Origin of the sequence: Prevotella sp. 20925_1_30, from assembly GCF_041433025.1 — a bacterium.
In the GTDB taxonomy this organism is placed as follows: domain Bacteria; phylum Bacteroidota; class Bacteroidia; order Bacteroidales; family Bacteroidaceae; genus Prevotella; species Prevotella vespertina.
In genome coordinates, this window is the sequence record NZ_JAPWAR010000005.1 from 1 (window position 1) to 22,408 (window position 22,408).

Annotated in this window: 15 protein-coding genes; 9 read left to right on the forward strand and 6 right to left on the reverse strand. The window is 40.6% G+C overall.

Going from position 1 to position 22,408, the window contains the following annotated elements; translation table 11 throughout:
• Positions 1–154: 154 nt before the first annotated feature.
• Both O3603_RS03290 and O3603_RS03295 read left to right on the forward strand, forming a co-directional pair.
• Positions 155–1,753 carry a hypothetical protein gene (locus O3603_RS03290; protein WP_371520756.1) on the forward strand — a complete coding sequence of 533 codons (1,599 nt, stop codon included), beginning with the start codon at positions 155–157 and terminating at the stop codon, positions 1,751–1,753.
• Between the two features lie 188 nt (positions 1,754–1,941).
• Positions 1,942–2,409, forward strand: coding sequence for a DNA-binding protein (locus O3603_RS03295; protein ID WP_371520538.1), 468 nt, complete (start codon positions 1,942–1,944; stop codon positions 2,407–2,409).
• 589 nt (positions 2,410–2,998) lie between these two features.
• Here the strand turns inward: O3603_RS03295 and uvrB are convergent.
• Positions 2,999–5,041 carry an excinuclease ABC subunit UvrB gene (gene uvrB / locus O3603_RS03300; RefSeq protein ID WP_371520541.1) on the reverse strand — a complete coding sequence of 681 codons (2,043 nt, stop codon included), beginning with the start codon at positions 5,039–5,041 and terminating at the stop codon, positions 2,999–3,001.
• Between the two features lie 150 nt (positions 5,042–5,191).
• Here uvrB and O3603_RS03305 point away from each other — a divergent pair, with 150 nt between their 5' ends.
• The 3 genes from O3603_RS03305 to O3603_RS03315 are packed head-to-tail and all read left to right on the forward strand — an operon-like array spanning position 5,192 to position 6,844.
• Positions 5,192–6,016, forward strand: coding sequence for an outer membrane protein assembly factor BamD (locus O3603_RS03305; protein WP_009436027.1), 825 nt, complete (start codon positions 5,192–5,194; stop codon positions 6,014–6,016).
• A 31-nt stretch (positions 6,017–6,047) separates the two neighbouring features.
• Positions 6,048–6,389, forward strand: a complete 342-nt coding sequence (locus O3603_RS03310) for a DNA-directed RNA polymerase subunit omega (RefSeq protein WP_004383432.1) — start codon at positions 6,048–6,050, stop codon at positions 6,387–6,389.
• A gap of 2 nt (positions 6,390–6,391) precedes the next feature.
• Positions 6,392–6,844, forward strand: a complete 453-nt coding sequence (locus O3603_RS03315; protein ID WP_371520545.1) for a DUF4293 domain-containing protein — start codon at positions 6,392–6,394, stop codon at positions 6,842–6,844.
• A 457-nt stretch (positions 6,845–7,301) separates the two neighbouring features.
• Here O3603_RS03315 and nifJ read toward each other — a convergent pair whose 3' ends face one another.
• Both nifJ and O3603_RS03325 read right to left on the reverse strand, forming a co-directional pair.
• Positions 7,302–10,877, reverse strand: coding sequence for a pyruvate:ferredoxin (flavodoxin) oxidoreductase (nifJ, locus tag O3603_RS03320; RefSeq protein WP_371520547.1), 3,576 nt, complete (start codon positions 10,875–10,877; stop codon positions 7,302–7,304).
• 49 nt (positions 10,878–10,926) lie between these two features.
• Positions 10,927–12,111, reverse strand: coding sequence for an AAA family ATPase (locus tag O3603_RS03325; RefSeq protein ID WP_315441523.1), 1,185 nt, complete (start codon positions 12,109–12,111; stop codon positions 10,927–10,929).
• Positions 12,112–12,267: 156 nt separating this feature from the next.
• Here O3603_RS03325 and O3603_RS03330 point away from each other — a divergent pair, with 156 nt between their 5' ends.
• Positions 12,268–13,344, forward strand: a complete 1,077-nt coding sequence (locus O3603_RS03330) for a hypothetical protein (RefSeq protein ID WP_371520550.1) — start codon at positions 12,268–12,270, stop codon at positions 13,342–13,344.
• A 338-nt stretch (positions 13,345–13,682) separates the two neighbouring features.
• Here the strand turns inward: O3603_RS03330 and O3603_RS03335 are convergent, their stop codons facing one another.
• From O3603_RS03335 to rlmD, 3 genes are all read right to left on the reverse strand, one after another.
• Positions 13,683–14,819 carry a porin gene (locus tag O3603_RS03335; protein WP_371520553.1) on the reverse strand — a complete coding sequence of 379 codons (1,137 nt, stop codon included), beginning with the start codon at positions 14,817–14,819 and terminating at the stop codon, positions 13,683–13,685.
• Positions 14,820–15,537: 718 nt separating this feature from the next.
• Positions 15,538–16,044, reverse strand: coding sequence for a hypothetical protein (locus O3603_RS03340; protein ID WP_371520555.1), 507 nt, complete (start codon positions 16,042–16,044; stop codon positions 15,538–15,540).
• Between the two features lie 168 nt (positions 16,045–16,212).
• Positions 16,213–17,637, reverse strand: a complete 1,425-nt coding sequence (rlmD, locus tag O3603_RS03345; RefSeq protein ID WP_288952500.1) for a 23S rRNA (uracil(1939)-C(5))-methyltransferase RlmD — start codon at positions 17,635–17,637, stop codon at positions 16,213–16,215.
• Between the two features lie 206 nt (positions 17,638–17,843).
• Between rlmD and ppdK the strand changes: the two genes are divergently transcribed.
• From ppdK to O3603_RS03360, 3 genes are all read left to right on the forward strand, one after another.
• On the forward strand, positions 17,844–20,567 hold the full coding sequence (gene ppdK, locus O3603_RS03350) for a pyruvate, phosphate dikinase (RefSeq protein WP_155716400.1): 2,724 nt from the start codon (positions 17,844–17,846) through the stop codon (positions 20,565–20,567).
• 920 nt (positions 20,568–21,487) lie between these two features.
• Positions 21,488–22,039, forward strand: coding sequence for a hypothetical protein (locus O3603_RS03355; RefSeq protein WP_371520558.1), 552 nt, complete (start codon positions 21,488–21,490; stop codon positions 22,037–22,039).
• Between the two features lie 2 nt (positions 22,040–22,041).
• Entirely contained in the window at positions 22,042–22,287 is a 246-nt protein-coding gene (locus tag O3603_RS03360) for a hypothetical protein (RefSeq protein ID WP_371520560.1), read from the forward strand.
• The last annotated feature ends 121 nt before the right edge of the window (positions 22,288–22,408 follow it).

The window sequence follows — 22,408 nt, forward strand, 5'->3', positions numbered from 1 at the left end:
CAGCATAAGAAGGCTCACAAGGCAACTGGTCCATCAGCTCCTGCCAAAGAGTCAGGCTTATGGAATGATGAAGACTTAGAAGATGAAAGCACATCCTCATGGGAAGATTAACAGAGAGTTATTAACTAAAAGAACAAAGTAAAACGAATAAATGATGAAGAAAACAATGAAACAATATTCATTCGCATCACAACTAAAGTCCTTGGCTGTTGTATTTGGTGTAGCCTTGGCTTTTGCATCCTGCGCTAACGAGGATGTAGCACAGAACCCTACCAACCCCAATGAGGATAACGACAAGAACCTCACAACCTTTGTTGCAGGCGACGATACAAAGACCCGCACTTCAATGGATTACAACAGTGGCAATTTCTTTTGGGAGGCAGGTGACTATATCTACGTAAAGGATGACGACGGTGTATTGCGGAAGAGTAGCAATGCGCCAACAAGTAAGGTTGCTTTTTTTATGTATAAAGTGCCAGGTAAGTTTACTGCAAGTAGCAGTTATAAGGTTTATTACTTGGGCAAGAACAGCAGCGGCAACTCTGTAACTATCTCAACCACCCAGAGCCAGACAGCTCCAGACAACACCGCGCACTTTGGCACAGCAGGCGATTACGGTACAGCAACTGCTACAGGAATCCTGGGCGGTAAGTCTTTTAGCTTTGAGTTAGAGCATCAGCCAGCTTACTTAGTCTTCCAGCCTTACACAAGTAACACTATTCTGCATAACTGCTACCTAACTAAGATTGAGGTAAGCTCCGACAACGATATAGCAGAGACATACACTGTCAATACAACAACAGGTGCTTTGGATGCTTCCACAGTAACAAACGGCAATAAGATAGTCTTAACGACAAAAGACCCAACATGGGGTAGCAGCAACTATAACGGCTTCCCACTGACCAACAACAGCGCTAGCGTAACTACTAACGGGGCTTACATGGTGATTAAGCCAGGAACTCATATCTTAAGGGTGCGTTATTGGGTAATGGACATGGCAACATATGTGGAGGGCACCATAACAAAAATACTCCCTTCAACAACCTATGCTTCGAACACTTACTACGATATGAAGGCTAACCTCAACGTACGCGATTACGACGGAACAAAGTATTACATGTGGGATGCTCAGCAGAATTATTGGGCAGGTCACGAATGGAATAGCGCAGCTCCATGGCAGCCAATGCCAATGTCAGTGTCATCCAATCCAAACTACGCCAAGAGCAACAGCGACCCTCGTTACTACAACGAAAGTTACCCAGGTAACGGCGTAAGCAACCCTGCTATCCACTCATGCAAAGACCTTCCAAACGTGAACGAGATGACGTGGTACGCCGCCAAGGGAGATCCCCGTTGGGACGGTGACGAATTATGGACTACTATGGGTCATTTATTTAAAGGCGGCATGTGGTTTAAGAAGAAGTCCGTATTGCAAGCCGAAGGTAATTATAACAGCAACACTGCAGTCGACGGCAGTGATTGGCGCACAAATGGAAACAACTCGCAGAGCTGGTCCATTTCTCTGACTCTTCCTTCCATAGCCGATGCAAACAATTATTTCTACCTGCCCGCCTTGGGTTACTACTACGCGGGTCTGCTGAGCAACGTTGGCTACCGCGGCACCTATTGGTCGTCAAGTGCTAACCCAAGGAACAGCGGCGCTGCGCTCTTCCTGCAGTTCGGAAATAGTTACGTCGGCGTGTTCAACAACGACCGCGGCAACGGGTTCAGGGTCGAGCCAACATTCGAGTAGTCCGTGCGATTGTTCGTGGTCTATTTTGTACCCAGCGAATGGGTAGGAGTCTACCCAACGGGTAGGGTACGATGCTACCCAGCAGCTGGGTACAAGACGACCCAACCGCTGGGTATAAAACACATGAAAAAAGACATCAAAATGATGTTGATATATTAATCTAATGTTTAATTAAAAACCAAATCAAAATGATTGAATTTAAAGTTGCGCCTCGTAAGGCGACAATGGGAAAAATGAAGGGTAAGACGGTGTATATCGCCGTACCAAAAGGTCAACAAAAGATCTCGCCCGAAATGGTGTTGGAACGCATTGTTCGTGAAACCTCATTGACGGAAGGTGATGCTCGTAATGTGATTATCACATTGCGTAACCTTATCCTTGAATGTGCACGCATGGGAACAGGCTTAGATCTCGGTGATATCTTCTCTTTGCGGGTCAACGTGCCCTCAAAGATGGAGGAGAACGAGAAGGACGTATGCGCCAAGAGCCTCAAAGCTCCGAGGCTAACATTGACCTGGAAGAGTCCGGTTCGCAAGGCGTTAAAGGAGTTGCAGGTGGACGTGGATAATCCTGCGCGGAGGAAACAAGGCCTCACCCCCGCCCCCTCTCCAAAAGAAAAGGAGAATAAAGAAGAGAATGGATCAGTAGCAGGTTAGGAAAGAAAGCCTCCCCAAGCCCCTCCAAAGGAGGGGTTGTCCTTATTGGATATAGTTTGAAACGAATGAAAGCATTGTAAGTAGGGTTAGGGACATCCCCTCCTTTGGAGGGGCTTGGGGAGGCTTTTACCACGGGAGCTTTTTTAGATTGATTCAGGGTCTCAATCGTTCTGTAATAAGACAACTCGATTATATTAATTGTGAAATTAATGTCTTTCAAAACTAGTGTATTAATTTGGTTCTCTCGCTTCCGTGGCATAGCCTCACCCCCAGCCCCTCTCCTACAGAGAGGGGGGCGCCTAACGGGGTGGGGCTTTTGTGTGAGACAGAAGAACATGGGATTTAGAGACAAAATGACAGAAGAACATATTATTTAAGGACATAAGTTTTGGAGACAGAGTAACAGAGGAACATAGGGTTATAGTAACAGAGTTGTTAGACATAATGCCATAAAGACATAATTTTTCAATGACATATTGGTTAGCGATATGGTAACAGATGAACATAGGGTCATGGTAACATATTAAGGCAATATGTTCGTGTGTTACTCTGTCTTTAAAGTATGATATTCTGCCTAAGGATATTGAGTTTATTTTGTTTCGAGCTGCTTTTGCAGTCGGATAATCTCATCACGATATTGCGCAGCTTGTAAGAAGTCGAGGTCTTTCGCAGCTTGTTTCATAAGGGCTGTTGTGTTGGCAATACTCTTCTCTAATTGCTCTTTCGTCATCCGCATAACGATAGGATCGGCTGCAAATGCCATTGATTGTGTAGGTTCGGTATATATGCCTTTCGCTCCTTTAGCAAAGGGTATTGTTTGTGCCGTTGTAGAGCGTCCAGTTGTTGGCAAAGTATCCTTAATCGCCTTGACAATTTGCTTTGGTGTGATGTGATGTTCCTCGTTATATTTGAGTTGCTTCACACGTCTCCGCATTGTCTCATCAATGGTTCGCTGCATACTTTCGGTTATGTTATCGGCATACATGATCACCTTTCCGTTTATGTTACGGGCTGCACGTCCGGCTGTCTGCGTAAGACTTCTATGACTACGGAGGAATCCTTCTTTGTCCGCATCAAGTATGGCGACAAGCGATACTTCCGGGAGATCAAGTCCTTCACGCAATAGGTTCACACCAACAAGGACATCATATAGTCCTGCTCGCAAATCATTGATGATTTTGACGCGATCAAGACTGGCGACGTCACTATGGATATAGGCTGTTCGGATGTCGTGATTGAGTAAGTATTCCGTCAATTCCTCCGCCATTCGCTTTGTTAAGGTTGTTACCAATACTCGTTCCTCCTTTTCTGCACGAATAACAATCTCGTTCATTAAATCATCAATCTGATTCTCTGAAGGACGAACCTCAATCTCTGGATCAAGTAATCCTGTAGGTCGAATTAATTGCTCAACAACAACACCTTCTGATTCTTTCAACTCATAGTCAGCAGGTGTTGCAGACACATAGATGATTTGATGAATCAGGTTATGGAACTCTTCAAACTTTAATGGTCGATTGTCAAAAGCCGCAGGTAAACGGAATCCATATTCAACAAGGTTTGTCTTACGTGCTCGGTCACCACCGTACATTGCCGAAATCTGAGGTACACTTACATGGCTCTCATCAATGACCATCAAGTAATCTTTAGGGAAGAAATCAAGTAGGCAATAAGGTCGCTGTCCAGCTTTCCTACCATCAAAGTAACGTGAATAGTTCTCAATACCAGAACAATGACCAAGTTCCTTAATCATTTCAATGTCATATTCAACCCGTTCCTTTATGCGTTGTGCCTTGATATTGTCCCCCAGTTGAGTAAAGAAGTCAACTTGCTTCACCATATCATCCTGTATCTGTCGGATGGCACCTTCTGTCTGTTCTTTTGATGTAACAAAGAGATTTGCAGGATATAGCTCATAATCATCAAAAGTGGCAATTCTATGGAATGCTATTGGGTCAACTTCTTCGATAGTATCAATCTCATCGTCCCACCAAGTAATGCGCAAGATATTGTCATTGTAAGCCATTGCTATATCGACAGTGTCTCCTTTTACTCGGAAGTTTCCGCGTTGTAAATCAATATCATTTCGCGTGTATAAGGAATCAACGAGGCGTCGTAAAAACTCATTTCGATCGATGATTTGCCCTTTCTTGATATGGATGACATTCTCCTTCATTGCGATTGGAGCACCCATACCATATATACATGAAACAGATGAGACTACAATCACATCTTTGCGACCTGATAATAGAGAAGAAACAGCAGAAAGTCTTAGCTTGTCTATTTCATCATTTATAGCAAGATCTTTCTCAATGTAAACATCGGTTGTTGGTAAGTAAGCTTCAGGCTGGTAATAATCATAATACGAGACATAATATTCCACAGCATTCTCTGGAAAAAACGCTTTCATTTCCTCGTAAAGTTGGGCTGCTAGAGTCTTGTTATGTGATAAGATAAGCGTCGGTTTATTCACGTTTGCAATCACATTAGCTACTGTAAACGTCTTACCTGATCCCGTTACTCCTAATAAAACTTGGCTTTTATCTCCACGTTCTAATCCCTCGGTCAATTCCTTAATAGCCTCAGGCTGGTCACCCGTAGGCTTATATTTTGATGTTAATTTGAAGTTCATTATATCTGTAAAAAGGAGAACAATCTTTGGCTGGCAAAGGTACGAAAATCAAGTGATAGTATCTCATTAATAGTGATTTTTTGCTAAAAAAGCAAAGTGCCTTTGTGTATTTATAGAATAATGTGTAACTTTGCATTTCAAAATTAATATATGAAGAAGAGTTTTTTAATAGGCATTTGTGTTGCTTTGCTCTTAACCAGTTGTGCTCATGAATATAATCAGGTCTACAAGACAACTGATAACAACTATAAGTATGAGTTCGCTAAAGAGTGTTTCGCAAAGGGAAAATACGGCTTTGCTGTACCTTTGTTACAGGATCTTGTAACAATAGAAAAGGGTACTGATAATGCTGAGGAATGCCTTTATATGTTGGCAATGGGTGAATATGGATTGAAGGATTATGAAGCAGCTTCAGAAACTTTCAAGAAGTATTACCAAACTTACCCACGTGGAAGGTATGCCGAAATGGCATCCTTTTATATTGGTCAGAGTCTTTTTGAGGGAACGCCAGAAGCACGTCTTGATCAGACTCCCACAATTGCTGCAATTGCTGCTTTCCAAGATTACTTAGATATTTTTCCAGAAGGGAAGATGAAGAGTACAGCTCAACAACGCCTCTTCGATTTGCAGGATAAACTTATTCGTAAGGAGTATCTGAATGCAAAGCTTTATTATAATCTCGGTTCATATTTTGGTAATTGTACCAGTGGTGGCAATAATTATGAGGCATGTATCATTACAGCTCAAAACGCTTTGAATGATTATCCTTATAGTAATCTTCGAGAAGATTTTTCTATCCTAATCATGAAGAGTAAGTATGAGTTGGCACAGATGAGTGTTGAGTCAAAGAAGTTACAGCGTTATCAAGATGCGGAAGATGAATGTTATGGTTTCATCAATGAATACCCTAATTCAAAAGAGCGCAAAACTGCTGAGGATTTCATAAAGAAATGTAAGCAGATAACAAAAGACTAGAAATTAAAGACTTAAAAATATAATAATTAGAATGGATTACAAGAAGTCAAAAGCACCGTCAAATACGGTAACCCGTGATGTTCAAGAACTTTGGAAGGGTACAGGTAATATTTATGAGAGTGTTGCAATTATTTCTAAAAGAGCGAACCAGATTTCTGTTGAGATAAAGCAAGACTTGAGTAAGAAACTTGCAGAGTTTGCTTCTTATAACGACTCTCTCGAAGAGGTTTTTGAGAATCGTGAGCAGATAGAAATTAGCCGCTATTATGAGAAGTTGCCTAAACCAACATTGTTGGCTACGCAAGAGTTCTTAGATGGTGATGTTTATTGGCGTGATCCTTCTAAGGAGGCACAAGAAGAGGAAGAATTGTAATTATGATACAAAGGAAACAAACAATCTTCTTGTTTCTAGCATTGATAGTAACGCTTGCCTGTCTTTGCCTACCGATTGGTAGTTTTGAGCCACAAGGGATGGGTGCTGATAATCAGTTGATGAATCTTTGGCTTACTGATGCAAACGGAGGAAGGAACTTTAATGTTTGGGCATTGTTTGCTATACTATTAGTTACTTGTCCAATAGATTTGTTTGCAATTTTCGACTATCACAATCGTAAGCGTCAAGCTCGTTTCTGCTTGTTTTCTATGTTGATGATTATTGGGTGGTATATTGTATATGGCGTATTCAGTCAAGTGTTAATGACTGGGTTTACTTTCCATATAGAATTTGCAGCATGTCTGCCTCTGATTGCATTTATTCTTTTATGGTTGGCTCGTCATGCTATTCTTGCCGATGAGGCTTTGGTAAGAGCAGCTGATAGAATAAGATAATAATATTTTATTATAATATAATATGGTATCAAAGGCATACTTTAAGTAGCTTTTGATACCATATCTTTTTATTTGAATCTTGCATGAAGAACTTCACTTTGACGAAAGTATATATTGTGGGGCACAATAGTACATTTCGTGGGGCACGAAAGTATATATTGTCAGGGACACGCAATGCGTATTTAGTTGAAGAATGAAGTATTGAAAACAAATAGTAAGAAAGGTACAATAAGAAACGCAAAAAATTGTTCGCGAACAAAATCGAAATTCTTCGCGAACAATTTTTTGTTTGTTCGCGAACATTTTAGAAAGTCCTTTGTGAATCGGTTGAATGGTCGTGATAAGCACCAAGTTATGTTGAATGAAAAAGAGGAGTTTCTCTATGGTAGAGAAACTCCTCTTTTAAGGTGTTATATAGTGTAATTAACTCTATATCTTCATTATTCAAAGAAGGGTTTTATGCCTCCTCGCTCCAGTCTTCCTTGGTCTTGCGAACATAGCTCTTGTAACGGAGCTTAGCCATATCCTCACAAGCCTTGAAGAGCTCTTGACCCTCGTTTGGATAAGCTTTGAGGACAGAGAGGAAGCGAACCTCACTGTGAAGGAACTCTTGGAACTTGTCCCAATCTGGAGCCTTAGAGTCGAGAGAGAATGGGTTCTTGCCTTCTTCTGCCAACTGTGGGTTGTAACGCCAGAGGTGCCAGTAACCACAAGCAACAGCGTTAGCCTCTTGAGCCTGGCTGCGACCCATACCACCCTTAATCTTCAAACCATGGTTGATACATGGAGAGTAAGCGATGATGAGTGATGGACCTGGGTAAGCCTCAGCCTCACGAATAGCCTTTAAGGTCTGTGCGTTGTCAGCACCCATAGCAACCTGAGCTACGTAAACATAACCATATGTAGTTGCCATCAAGCCGAGATCCTTCTTGCGGATACGCTTACCCTTAGCAGCGAACTGAGCGATAGCACCGAGTGGAGTAGACTTAGAGCTCTGACCACCAGTGTTTGAGTAAACCTCAGTATCAAGTACTAAGATATTAACGTCCTCACCAGAAGCGATAACATGGTCGAGACCACCGTAACCGATATCGTATGAAGCACCATCACCACCGATGATCCACTGGCTACGCTTAACGAGATAGTGGTCGAGAGTCTTCAACTCTGCACATACAGGGCAACCCTTTGCTGCACCAGCCTCGATTAATGGCTTCAACTTAGCTGCTGCAACCTTAGAAGCATCAGCATCGTTCATATTGTTAAGCCATTCTTGAGCTGCTTCCTTGAACTCTGCAGATACGTGATCATCAGCCATAGCACCATTAAGGAGTACGACGATGCGCTCACGCATCTTCTTGTTACCCATTGCCATACCCATACCGAACTCGCAGAAGTCCTCGAACAATGAGTTGTTGAATGCAGGGCCATGACCTTCCTCATTAGTTGTGTAAGGAGTAGAAGGTACTGAAGCAGAGTAGATAGAAGAGCAACCTGTTGCGTTAGCAATCATCTCACGGTCACCGAAGAGCTGTGAAACAAGCTTAACGTATGGAGTCTCACCACAACCAGCACATGCACCAGAGAACTCGAACAAAGGCTGAGCAAACTGAGAGTTCTTAGCGTTTGACTTGATATCTACCAAGTTCTGCTTGCTCTTAACGTTCTTAACAAGGTAGTTCCAATCGGCTGCACGACGTGTAGCTTCCTCTTCACCTGCAACAAACTGTGTCATTGACAATGCCTTGTTACCCTTCTTACCTGGGCAAACATCAGCACAGTTGCCACAACCTGTACAATCGAGAACTGATACTTCGATACGGAATTGCATACCCTTGAGCTGCTTTGGAGCAAGGATGTCAAGGGTTGGCTTGTTGAAGCCAGCCTTCTCTGCCTCATCCAAAACGAATGGACGGATACAAGCATGAGGACAAACGAATGCACACTTGTTACACTGAATACAATTCTCAGCATCCCATGCAGGAACAAAAGCAGCAACACCGCGCTTATCGTAAGCAGCAGTACCAACTGACCATGTACCATCAACGGTACCATGATTAACGAAGTCAGAAACCTTCAAGAGGTCACCTGCCTGTGCGTTCATAGGACGAACGAGTTCCTTAACGAATGCTGGAGCATCGTCAACCTTTGCTTCATCGTCTGGAAGGTTAGCCCATGCTGGGTCAACAGTCAATTGTTTGTACTCGTTACCACGATCAACAGCTGCGAAGTTCTTGTCTACAACATCCTGACCCTTCTTGCTATAACTCTTAACGATGAACTTCTTCATCTGGTCTACAGCAAGGTCGAGAGGGATAACCTCTGTAATGCGGAAGAAAGCAGACTGTAGGATGGTGTTGGTACGGTTACCAAGTCCAATCTCTTGAGCAATCTTTGTTGCGTTGATATAGTAAACGGTAATATTGTTCTTAGCGAAATAACGCTTTACCTTATTAGGTATAAAGTTTACGAGTTCCTCACCCTCAAAGATTGTGTTCAACAAGAATGTACCGTTCTTACGTAATCCACGTGTTACGTCATACATGTTCAGATAAGCCTGAACGTGGCATGCAACGAAATTAGGAGTATTTACCTGATAAGTAGAACGGATTGGGCTATCACCGAAACGGAGGTGAGAACAGGTGAAACCACCTGACTTCTTAGAGTCGTAAGAGAAATAAGCCTGGCAGTGCTTATCTGTGTTGTCACCGATAATCTTTACTGAGTTCTTGTTAGCACCAACTGTACCGTCAGCACCCAAACCATAGAACTTAGCTTCGAACATGCCTTCACCACCTAATGGAATCTCTTCAACCTCTGGGAGAGAAGTGAAGGTTACGTCATCAACGATACCTACAGTGAAGTGATCCTTTGGCTCTGGCAACTCTAAGTTATTGTAAACAGCGATGATCTTAGCTGGTGTTGTATCAGCTGAACCAAGACCATAACGACCACCAACAATCAATGGCTTGTTCTCAACATCATAGAATGCACTCTTAACATCGAGGTACAATGGCTCACCCTCTGCACCTGGCTCCTTAGTACGGTCAAGAACTGCGATACGCTTAACAGACTTAGGTACTGCAGCGAGCAAGTGCTTAACAGAGAATGGACGATAAAGGTGTACAGCTATCATACCAACCTTCTTGCCCTGAGACAACAAGTAGTCGATAGCCTCACGAGCTGCCTCTGTTGCTGAACCCATCAAGATGATGATGTTCTCAGCATCCTTAGCACCATAGTAATCGAAGAGGTGATACTCACGGCCTGTAATCTTTGAGATTTCGCCGAGATAGTGCTCAACAACCTCTGCTACATTCTCGTAAGCACTGTTAGATGCCTCACGATGTGTGAAGAATGTCTCAGGGTTCTCAGCTGTACCGCGAACTACTGGACGTTCTGGAGTCATTGCACGGTCGCGGAAACGCTTAACATCTTCCTCGTCGACCAATGGACGGATATCTTCCTGGTCAAGGCACTCAATCTTATGATACTCGTGTGATGTACGGAATCCATCGAAGAAGTTGATGAATGGAACTGATGTCTTCAATGAAGCAAGGTGAGGAACTGCAGAGAGATCCATAACCTCCTGTACAGAACCTGAACAGAACATAGCGAAGCCTGTCTGACGGCAAGCCATTACGTCCTGGTGGTCACCGAAGATACAAAGAGCGTGACTTGCGAGTGTACGTGCTGAAACATTGAATACACATGGCAAAAGTTCACCAGCAATCTTGTACATGTTAGGAATCATCAAGAGAAGACCCTGTGATGCGGTGAAGGTTGTCGTGAGAGCACCAGACTGCAGTGAACCGTGTACGGCACCTGCTGCGCCCCCCTCTGACTGCATCTCCTGAACGCTTACAGTCTGACCCCAAAGGTTCTTACGACCACGTGCTGACCACTCATCAACGTGCTCAGCCATTGGAGATGATGGAGTGATAGGATAGATAGCTGCTACCTCAGAGAACATGTAGCTCACGTGAGCAGCGGCCTCGTTACCATCACAAGTGATAAACTTCTTTTCTTTAGCCATTTTGAAATTTATTAAATGAAAATTGTTTTATAATGTTTTTGGTCTTTTTCTAATAAAGAAATCCCATTAACCAAAGTGGTACTTGGTTACCTTTCCCAACTTCAGTATTATATTTTGCGTAGATAGTGTCATTACTGAATCGTATCTTGTTATTCTCAGCATCACACACTTTAAATTTATGCTTTTGATTGACAATGTAAGTTCCTTGCTTGCCTCCTTCATTGATAACACAAGTTTCTTGCATTGTATTAACAAAGAAAGTCTCCATAAGTTGTTGCTGTTCCACCTGGATAGGATAGATTGCATACATCAGATTCGGATTCTGTAGCATCACTTTCGACGGTTTCTTGGGGAACTCTTGCCCAACAGGATAAACCAAATTAATAAGTCTAGCATCAGTAAGATTTTTGATGTAATTCATCACTGTTGCACGACTTGTGTTTATTTCTTTTGCAAGGTTACTGATGTTGGGAGCTTTTGTTCCTTCAAGTGCCAAGAGGTAAAAGAGCTTCTTTATCTTAGTCAGATACTTTAACTCTATTTGCTTGATGAGTAGGATATCAACCTCAGTCATCATATTCATCGTCTTCAGAAGATTCTCTGAAAAGTTGCGTTGTTCTAAAAAGAAAGGATAAAAACCATGATGGAGATAGTCAAGGAAATACTTTGTCGGACTAACTTTAGATAAGATTTGATTGGTAATCTCCTCGTGGTTATTTAAAATCTCTTCTAATGAGTAAGGCTTAAGTTGTAATCCTGTTTGTAAATTTAAAAACTCTCGGAAGGAGAACCCACGTAGATTATAGCTTTTGACGATACTGTTTAGTTCTGGATTCTCTTCTTTTAGTCTCATTACGCTTGACCCTGTAAAGACAATCTGTAAATTGGGGTAATTATCATAACACCGCCGTAGTTCACGACTCCAATCGGGCTGCTTAAATACTTGATCAATCAACAGAACCTTTCCTCCATTACGATAAAACTCTCCAGCGAAGTCCGCAATTCCTCTACTTTGAAAATAGAAGTTATTCATATTAACATAGAGACATTGCTTGTCAGTAGAACTATAACGCTCCTTTGCATATTGTAGCAAGAATGTTGTCTTTCCCACGCCTCTTGTCCCTTTGATACCTATTAGTTTGTCGTTCCAATCTATCTCATCCATGAGACAACGACGAACAGGGGCATTTGTATGCTCCACTAGGTATGAGTGAGTACGAAAGAATGCATCCATCTTGTTCTTGTTGTATTTTTGTATTATGCACTTGCAAAGTTACAATTATTTCTTTGATTTGCAAACTCTAGATAGCAAAAAATGTTATTTTAAGGTATTTATTTTGTATTGCATTTGGTTTAATGTAACTTTGCATGACGTAAAAAATAAAGTACGATGACACTACATATATTCAATCCGGAACACGATATTGCATTAGCTTATGATAATAAGTACTTTACAGCCCCCCATGCAGGTAGGCAAATGAGGCATGATTTGGATTATTTGCCAGTTCTATGGGCTAAAGATGGCGATTATATTCTAGTAGAGAATGTCAATTCTGCCCGAATCCATGCTCGACGCTTTATGAGTTATGGTCAGCAAGTTCATTTTATAGATAGTGATAATATAGAGCAGCTTATTGATGAAGTGACAGAAGTAATGCCATGGGGTTGGGATTCTGCAATCAAGTTCCAGTTGGAACAATTAGGGATTAAAGCTAACGTATTACCCACGGATGAGAACCTATCAGCAATTAGAGAACTTAGTAATCGGGAGTATGCTTCACACGTTTTGCGTGAATTGCGAGAGTTGTTAGATGAGGATATATTAATAGGTGAATCGTTTTGTGCAAGGAATGTAGCAGAACTTACTTCTCTCTTAGAGAAAATTGATAAGGCTGTAATAAAAGCTCCATGGAGTAGCAGTGGGAGAGGTGTTCGTTATATTGATACAATGATAGACCCCGCAATACTTAATTGGGCAAACAACGTTATCAAGCAGCAAGGGAGTATTATGGTTGAGCCTTATTATAATAAGGTGAAAGACTTTGGGATGGAGTTCATTGCGGATAAAGATGGTGTTCATTATGTAGGTCTATCAGTGTTCCATACAATGAATGGAGCATATATAGGCAATAGTCTTGAGAAAGAAGAAGTTAAGCAAGAACTTCTCTCAGCCTATATCTCTATACCTGTGCTAAATAATATAGCACAGACATTAGAAACTCTACTGTCGAAACAGCTAACAGACATTTATTATGGAGCATTAGGTGTTGATATGATGATTGTAGCTAATGGGAGTAGGGAAGACGTTGGTTTTAAGTTGCATCCTCTCGTTGAGATAAATTTGCGTCGCACAATGGGGCATGTTGCCTTATCTCTTTCGAATAAAAAGAGCTTCCAACATAAGATGATGCGCATTGATAATGACGGCTCGCACTATCATCTTCATATCCTAAATAAAGATCGGTGATAAACCCTTAAAGCCTATCGCCATATTTGTAATTAGTTGTTATATAACCACCATACAAGATATAGTAAGCAAATTGCAGCAATGGTCGCAACGAACTTTAAAACTTGATTGATTTTATGTCTGCGTTGTGCTCCTTTAGATGATATCGTTGTATGACGCCCAATTCTACTATTAGAATGGCTTTTATGGTGGTGTTGGTGATGGTGTTCTGTTGTCATCTTTTTTGGTTCTCTCTTTAATGTGTATTCCTTATAGCATCCACTTTAGTCATTATGGATAGATTGCAAAGGTATAATAAAATACGGACATGTACGAACATATCCGTATTTTATTGTCTATCAGAAGCGGAAACTTAATTCCACATCAAGCATAGAATAATTAGGATTAGCCTGTAGTGCGTGTTGTGATCTATCATGTACATAAGAATAGATGCCACTCAAAGCCAAGTTCTTTGTAAACTCATAATCAAGACCAATATCATATTGAGTACGCTGCTTTTGTGCGCCATCCGAAGGTTGATACATATCATATCTTGCCTTTGCATGCAACTTATTAGGGATGATAGGAGCGATAACCAGTGCATATACACCTTGTGCCTTATTACCATCAGCACTGAGGTTGCAATCTTTTGCAGCTGCATCATCCGTGTTACTCAAAGACTTAGCAAAGGCATATCCCGTAGAATGGATATACTCAGAACGCAATGTCCAATCATTCGCTTTATATTCAGCAGAGAAAGCATAACGACGTTGCTGCAATTTACATACACCGCTTTGTACGATACCCGCATTATCAGTCCATGTGCCTTTTCTTGCGTATGAGCCCGTCCAACCGAACCATCCTAAGCGTAAACCATTAACGGGCATAACCCATACACCACCGATGATATTCTTCTGTTGGTCAACATCCTTAGTATTAATACCTTGACCATTGAATACTCCTACCTGATAGTGAACAAGGTTGCGCCCCGCATTATTCTTTAGGAAGTCACCTTGCACTTGAATACCAATATCACGCCCATTTGAAGGGTGCGCACCAGCTCTGTCAGAGAAACTGGCTAACTTCAATACACTTTGTGCAACACTCATGAAGCCTTGATCGATAGGGTGAATAGGGTTATCGAATGTAAATGGATTCTTGAATTGTCCCAACTTTACACGGAAATAATCGTACTTTTGCCACTCGGCAAAGAGGTCAACTACACGAGGCGAAGTCCCTAAGGTTGAAGTATTGCCGTTTACTTGTAATTGTGCTTTCCAATACCAATCATCTAATATGCGACCATCTAAAGACACACGACCTAATCGAAGATTAAAGCTGTTCGACTTGCTCGTCTTACTGTTGTGCATACCATTGTATTGATATTGAACGATTCCGAAGCCAGATAACTTTACATTGTTTATCCACTTCTGTCCTTGCGCATAACTTATGATGCTACTAAACATCAATGCTGCTAAGATAATTGTTTTTCTCATAAATTGTATATTTTAGGTGAGATACGACCTGCTGTAATGATACTTAGAGTATTAATGCTGCAAAGATAGTGCTTTATTGGATAAATGCAAAATAATATCCTGCTTTTCTCTCTATGTCATTGTCTAATCATTCCCTACCTTATTCTATATACTGTAAAGCGGATAAGCTTTGTACAACAAGGTTGGTATAATCTGATGTTATATTATCTGTCAGACTCCATCATAAGTATATATCCTATCAATGATAACTAATCAATAGTCTTTTATACAAGCGTGTATAATCAATTATACAGACGTGTATAACTAATTATACAAACGTGTATAATCAATTATACAAACGTGTATAACTCGTTATACAAACGTGTATAATATCGTACTTTAACTTAGAGTATGACAGGATATATACTATCTATGCGACAGGACTTGTATTATCAGATGATAATGCTTCTTAGTTTGACGAGATTCCTCCTTATTATATTAGCTGAATCCATAGACACTCTTTGTGTAAGTCTACTGGATAATTAAACGCAAATGGAGATTCTGTGCTGGAAAGATAGATACTGAACCTTTATTGAACATGCCGAGCTTGTGACAACGTGATAAGCTCATTAATCACGACGTTAGATTAGGCAAAGAGAAAGAGAGTGTATCGCACAGGTTAAGTCCTGCGATACACTCTCTTATATTGATAATTAATTCGTAGTTGTTGGTATGCTATTTACTTTAAATTAATAACGGATGATAATGTTGTGGAATATTTAAAGTAGAAGTCTTTGTAGACGGTGGCATCCGATAGGGGATTACCATTGCGATTGATTTCCTGCTTCTTTAAGATAATGTGATACTTATTGGGTACTAAGTTGGAGATCGTGTATTGTATGTCGTATTTACAAGTACAATTTGTGTCTTCTGTAGATTGTTCTGTCAATATTATTGTGCTACTCCCGTCAGTATTCATTTGGGTTTTGATTAGGGCATCGCATGCCAGTGTTGCATTATGGTGTTCGAGAGTCATCTTTCCTTCACCTAATGCTTTTAAAGCAAGATACTCTTTCCCTTCTCCACCTGATAGATTGTTTGCTCTAGCTAAAGTGGGGCTTGTTTTACATCCTGTATTCGTAGAGTTGGTTAAAGTAGGAATAGGACTTTGAATCTCTGAATGATTGCTACACGCTAGCATTGTTGCTAAGCAAAGTGTTGCTATCAGATAGTTAATGATTTTCATAATGAATAACAGCTTAGTTAATAATAATAGTTTATGTGGTTTGCAAATATAGTTTTTTTATTTAAACTAATTGATGTTTTGTTTTTATTTAACAAGATAAGATACCTCTTACATACGAGAAGAGCCTCCATTCGGAAAGAAAGAAGGCTCTTCTATATTCGAGTATAATTATCGCTTTTCTAATAGAACCACATTTTCAACGTGTGGCGTGTGTGGGAACATATCAACGGGTTGAACGGCGGCTACCTTATAATCAGCATCAAGCAAAGCTAAATCTCGTGCTTGTGTTGCTGGATTACAACTAACGTAAACAATGCGTTTAGGACTTGCCCCGAGGATGACGTTAACAACGTCAGGGTGCATACCAGCACGTGGTGGGTCAGTGATGATAACATCAGGGCGACCATGCTTTTGGATGAACTCTTCGGTGAGAATATCTTTCATATCGCCAGCATAGAAGAGCGTATTATCAATGTTATTGACGTTGGAATTGACCTTTGCATCTTCAATCGCTTCGGGTACATACTCGATACCAATCACCTTACGAGCTTTCTTAGCAACGAAGTTGGCGATTGTTCCCGTTCCTGTGTAGAGATCGTAAACAAGCTCATCTCCCGTAAGATTGGCAAATTCTCTAGCAACAGAATAAAGATGATAAGCCTGTTCGGTGTTCGTTTGATAGAAACTCTTTGGACCCACCTTGAACTTCAGGTCTTCCATCGTTTCAAAGATATGGTCATTACCCTTATAAAGCGTTAGTTCTAAGTCGTTAAACGTATCGTTTCCTTTCTGATTATCCACATAGAAAAGAGAGGTTATTTGTGGGAATTTCTCAGCAATATGCTGCATGAGAGCTTTTGCTCGCTCGTCATCTCCCTCTTCATCGTAATGGAATTGTACGAGCAGCATCCACTCACCCGTATTAGAGTTACGAAGCATGAGGTCGCGTAATAAACCATGTTGAGCACGGATGTCATAGAATGTCATTCCCGTTTCTAAAGCATAGTCACGAATATCATTGCGTATCTCGTTACAAAGATTATCCATGAGCCAGCACTTCTCAATAGGGTAAATCTTATCGAAGCTGCCCGTTATATGGAATCCAATGGCACCACCTGATAGCCCAACACCTTCAGGTAACGCAGCTAATTCTTCGGCGGTGTACCATCGTTTATTGGCACAACCAAACTCTAGCTTATTGCGATATTCCTTTGTGTGGACAGAACCCATGATAGGTCGGAACTCAGGAAGCTCAACCTTTCCAATGCGGCTCAGTTGATCATAAACCTGCTGCTGCTTTGCCTTTAATTGTTCGCTGTAAGGTAAGTTCTGCCATTTACATCCGCCACAGATACCAAAGTGTTCGCACATAGGTTCTTCACGCACATTGCTCTTGCTGATAAATCGAATGACGGTAGCCTCGCAATAACTACGTTTCTTCTTTCGAACTTGCAAGTCGACGACGTCACCAGGAACAACGAATGGAACAAAGACAACCTTGTCTTCCACGTGTGCAACACACTTTCCTTCGGCAGCAACTGCCTCTATAGTGACATTCTCAAATATAGGAAATGGCTTTCTCTTTCTACTCATAAATTGTTTTGTATTTGGCTGCAAAGTTACTAAAAAAATCTAGTATGCGTCGTTGTGCCTATCTTTATTGTGTATGTGTGTTCGCTAACAAGATGAAAATGTAAGGTAGAGATTACATTATTCATTGAAAAGTTTGTCACTTTACCTAATTATTGGTATATTTGCACGTAGAGATAAATAACTAAAATACATTATCAATTATAATTATGAGCGAAAAAAGAGTTTATACCTTCGGTAATGGTAAGGCAGAAGGTAAGGCTGATATGAGAAATCTCCTCGGTGGTAAGGGAGCTAATCTAGCAGAAATGAATCTTATCGGTGTTCCTGTTCCTCCAGGTTTCACCATTACTACCGATGTGTGTAACGAGTATTTTGAGAAGGGTAAAGAGACAGTTGTTGGCTTATTGAAATCAGAGGTTGAGAATAGCGTTAAGCATGTAGAATCTTTGATGAACTCAAAGTTTGGTGACCCTTCTAATCCTCTTCTTATGAGTGTACGCTCTGGTGCACGTGCGTCAATGCCAGGTATGATGGATACAATCCTCAACCTTGGTTTGAACGATGTTGTTGTAGAGGGATTGGCAAAGAAGACAGGCAATGAGCGTTTTGCCTACGATAGCTATCGTCGCTTCGTACAGATGTATGGTGATGTCGTATTAGGCATGAAACCAGTAAATAAGGAAGATATTGACCCCTTTGAGGCTATTATACAGCAAGTAAAGGCACAGCGTGGTATCAAACTCGATAACGAAATGACGGTTGAAGAGTTGAAGCAACTGGTGACTTTATTTAAGAATGCTATTAAAGAGCAAACAGGTCGGAACTTCCCTGACGATCCAATGGAGCAGCTTTGGGGTGCAGTATGCGCCGTATTTGATTCTTGGATGAATGAGCGTGCTATTCTTTATCGTAAGATGGAGGGCATTCCACAAGAATGGGGCACAGCCGTTACAGTTATGGCAATGGTCTTTGGAAACATGGGTGAAACATCAGCAACAGGTGTTTGCTTCTCTCGTGATGCTGCAACTGGTGAGAATTGTTTCAATGGTGAGTATCTTATCAATGCACAGGGCGAAGATGTTGTAGCAGGTATTCGTACACCACAACAGATTACAAAGGAAGGTTCATTGCGTTGGGCAGAGCAGCAGAATATTGACGAAGAAACCCGTCGCAAGAAGTTCCCTTCAATGGAAGAAGCTATGCCTGAGTTATACGCCCAGTTGTATGCTCTTCAAGATAAGTTGGAGAAGCATTACCACGATATGCAGGATATGGAGTTCACCGTACAAGAGGGTAAGCTCTGGTTCTTACAGACTCGTAATGGTAAGCGCACAGGTACTGCAATGGTGAAGATAGCTATGGACTTGCTTCACGAAGGTGAGATTGATGAAAAGACAGCTCTTTTGCGTTGTGAACCAAATAAACTTGATGAACTTCTCCACCCAGTATTCGATAAGGAAGCACGCGCTCAAGCACATATATTGACACGTGGCTTGCCAGCTTCACCAGGTGCTGCTTGCGGTCAGGTAGTATTCTTTGCTGATGATGCAACAAAGTGGCATGAGGATGGTCACCAAGTAATTATGGTGCGTATTGAGACATCTCCAGAGGATCTCGCAGGTATGTCAGCAGCAGAAGGTATCTTGACAGCTCGTGGCGGTATGACTTCACACGCAGCAGTTGTTGCTCGTGGTATGGGTAAGTGCTGTGTCAGTGGTGCGGGTGCAATTATGGTTGATTACAAGGCTCGTACTGTTGAGATTGATGGAACAATCATTCGTGAAGGTGATTACATCTCATTAAATGGTTCTACTGGTGAGGTTTATGCAGGTGAAGTGAAGACACGCCCAGCAGAGGTAACTGGCGACTTTGCAGAGTTAATGAATCTCTGTAAGAAGTATAGTAAATTGGTTGTACGCACCAATGCTGATACTCCACACGATGCAGAGGTTGCAAGCAACTTTGGTGCTGTTGGTATCGGTCTTTGTCGTACAGAGCACATGTTCTTCGAGAATGAGAAGATAAAGGCTATGCGTGAGATGATTCTCGCTGATAGCACAGAAGATCGTGAGAAGGCTCTCGATAAACTATTGCCTTATCAGAAACAAGACTTCTATGGTATCTTGAAGTGTATGGATGGTATGCCAGTGAACATTCGTTTGCTTGACCCACCATTGCACGAGTTCGTTCCTCATGATTTAAAGGGTCAAGAAATAATGGCTCAAGAGATGGGTGTAAGCGTTCAGTTCATCCAGAGCCGTGTAAGTTCTCTGTCAGAGCATAACCCAATGTTAGGACTACGTGGTTGTCGTTTGGGTAATACATTCCCTGAGATTACAGCCATGCAGACAAAGGCTATCCTCGGTGCTGCTATCCAGTTGAAGAAGGAAGGCTTTAACCCAATGCCAGAGATTATGGTTCCATTGGTTGGTATCGTCAATGAGCTTGATATACAGGAGCACATCATTCGTAAGACAGCTGATAAGCTCTTCAAGAAAGAAGGTGTAGAGGTTCCATTCAAGGTGGGTACGATGATTGAGATTCCTCGTGCTGCTCTAACTGCCGACCTCATCGCACAAAAGGCAGAATACTTCAGCTTTGGAACAAACGACTTAACACAGATGACCTTCGGTTATAGCCGCGACGACATTGCTAGCTTCTTGCCAAGCTACTTGGAAAAGAAGATTCTTGATGTTGACCCATTCCAGGTTCTCGATCAGAAGGGTGTTGGTCAGTTGATTCAAATGGCTGTTGAGAAGGGACGTAAGACGCGCAAGAACCTCAAGTGTGGTATCTGTGGTGAGCATGGTGGTGAGCCAAGTTCTGTCAAGTTCTGCCATCATGTAGGGCTCAATTACGTTAGCTGTTCTCCATTCCGTGTGCCAATCGCAAGACTCGCAGCGGCACAAGCAGCAGTGGAAGAAATGTAGTAATTTGCTAAAATTCAATATGTTAGGCGGTATACCACGTGTTTACGTAGGTATGCCGCCTATTTGCTTACGTAAACTTTTTTATTTAAAATCTTTTTGTGTAAGTTGACCTTATCACCTCTTTTTTTACGGAAAAATAATAAAGTGAGTTTCTGTTAAGAAATAAGACTAATTGAACGAAAAGTACTTGTTTTTAGTATTTATTGAATTAGTTAATTTTCTGCAAATGTACGAATTCAAATCTGTCAATTTACAGAAGCTTTATAAGTAACTATATCTCATCAGTTTCAATGAGCAACTTTTGTTTAATTGAATAATAGTTATAATTTATATGTTATGTCTTTTTTGCGACTATATAAGGGTCTTCCGGAATTTGGAGTGATGGTATTATACTTTTTAGACTTTCTGTTGATAAAAAAGTATTGTAAACCCTTAAATATAAGCTTTTTGTGGCGTGGATAGCCCATGTAAGCTAAGTATAGATTTTGTAGCCTTTATTTTAGCACTTTATATTCTTTAATATTCAGTAAACAAAGGGATGTGAAAGAATAGAACTCACAAAAGTTATTGATTATCAGACTTTAAATTATATCACTCCAAATTCTGGAAGACCCTTATAAGCTTATGGATTCACTAAGGATTATATAATCTTCTTTATTTTATATCTATCTTGTTTGCTATTTAATTTTTATTTTTTTATATTTGCAAACGAACTTTTAAATATGATCGTGATATTGCTGGGCTATCTTAACTTTCATGATATATAGATTGATATTTCTATCAAGATAAAATATATGCTGTAGGAAAGCCTGTAAGGGTACTTGTTCAATATTGTGAGATTGTGACATTGCATATCATGTATAAATCTATTTATGAAGTAATATGAGAAGAAATGATATTATTTACTATAAATTATAATTATGAGAAGAAATCTTTACTTATGTGTTTTATTTTTATTATGTGTAATACCCTTAAGTGCACAATCATTACCAACAGTTGTTGGAGTACGCTTTGGCGATAACTATACTTCGTGTAAACATGTGCTTGATCAACGTTTCAATGGCGGAAAAGATAGCTATCAAAATTCCACAAACAAGTTAACGTATTATGATGTCTTATTTGCAGACGAACAATTTGACTATGTGAATTTTGAGTTTCAAGCGGAAGGCAATGCAACGTATTTGTATTTTATATCCTTTTTTCGTAGTTTCAATTTAAGTTCAGTTGAATACGCTAAACAGCAGAGAGATAGGCTATATACAGTGTTCTCGGAGAAATACGATTTCAGGTGGAGTGGTACAGGTGAAGATGGTTTTAAATATTATATTTTTGGTCATTCTCCCAATAATAGAGAAGATGGCTTTATAAATATAAAAACTTCAAAAGGCAAAACAAGGGGCGGAGAAATGAAATATTGGACAACTTTGAGCTATGGACCAGTAAACTTTGTTAATCCATCTGATGAAATATAGCCATGTCTGATAATGATAAAAAGCGTTTATTGCTTGCAGAAGGTTTTATTATCATTTTGCTTATAGGGATTGTTACGTTATTGTTTTGGGTAAGCTCTCTTTCATCTCGCTTAGATGAAGTAGAAGTGAAAGTAGAGGAGTTCGAACAAACTGTAGGGGAAAACAGCTCTCGAATAAGTGATCTGGAAACTTCTGTAGAAGAGAGCAAATCTCAAATAGATGAAATAAAAGATGAACTCAACTTGTAGTATAAAACTCATAAAATCTATAAAATATAACTTATGAAATTATTAGCTATCATTTCATTATACCTGGTATTGGGAAACGTATTTACGGAGAGCGTTAGCGGTAACAGTACCAATTCTGTTG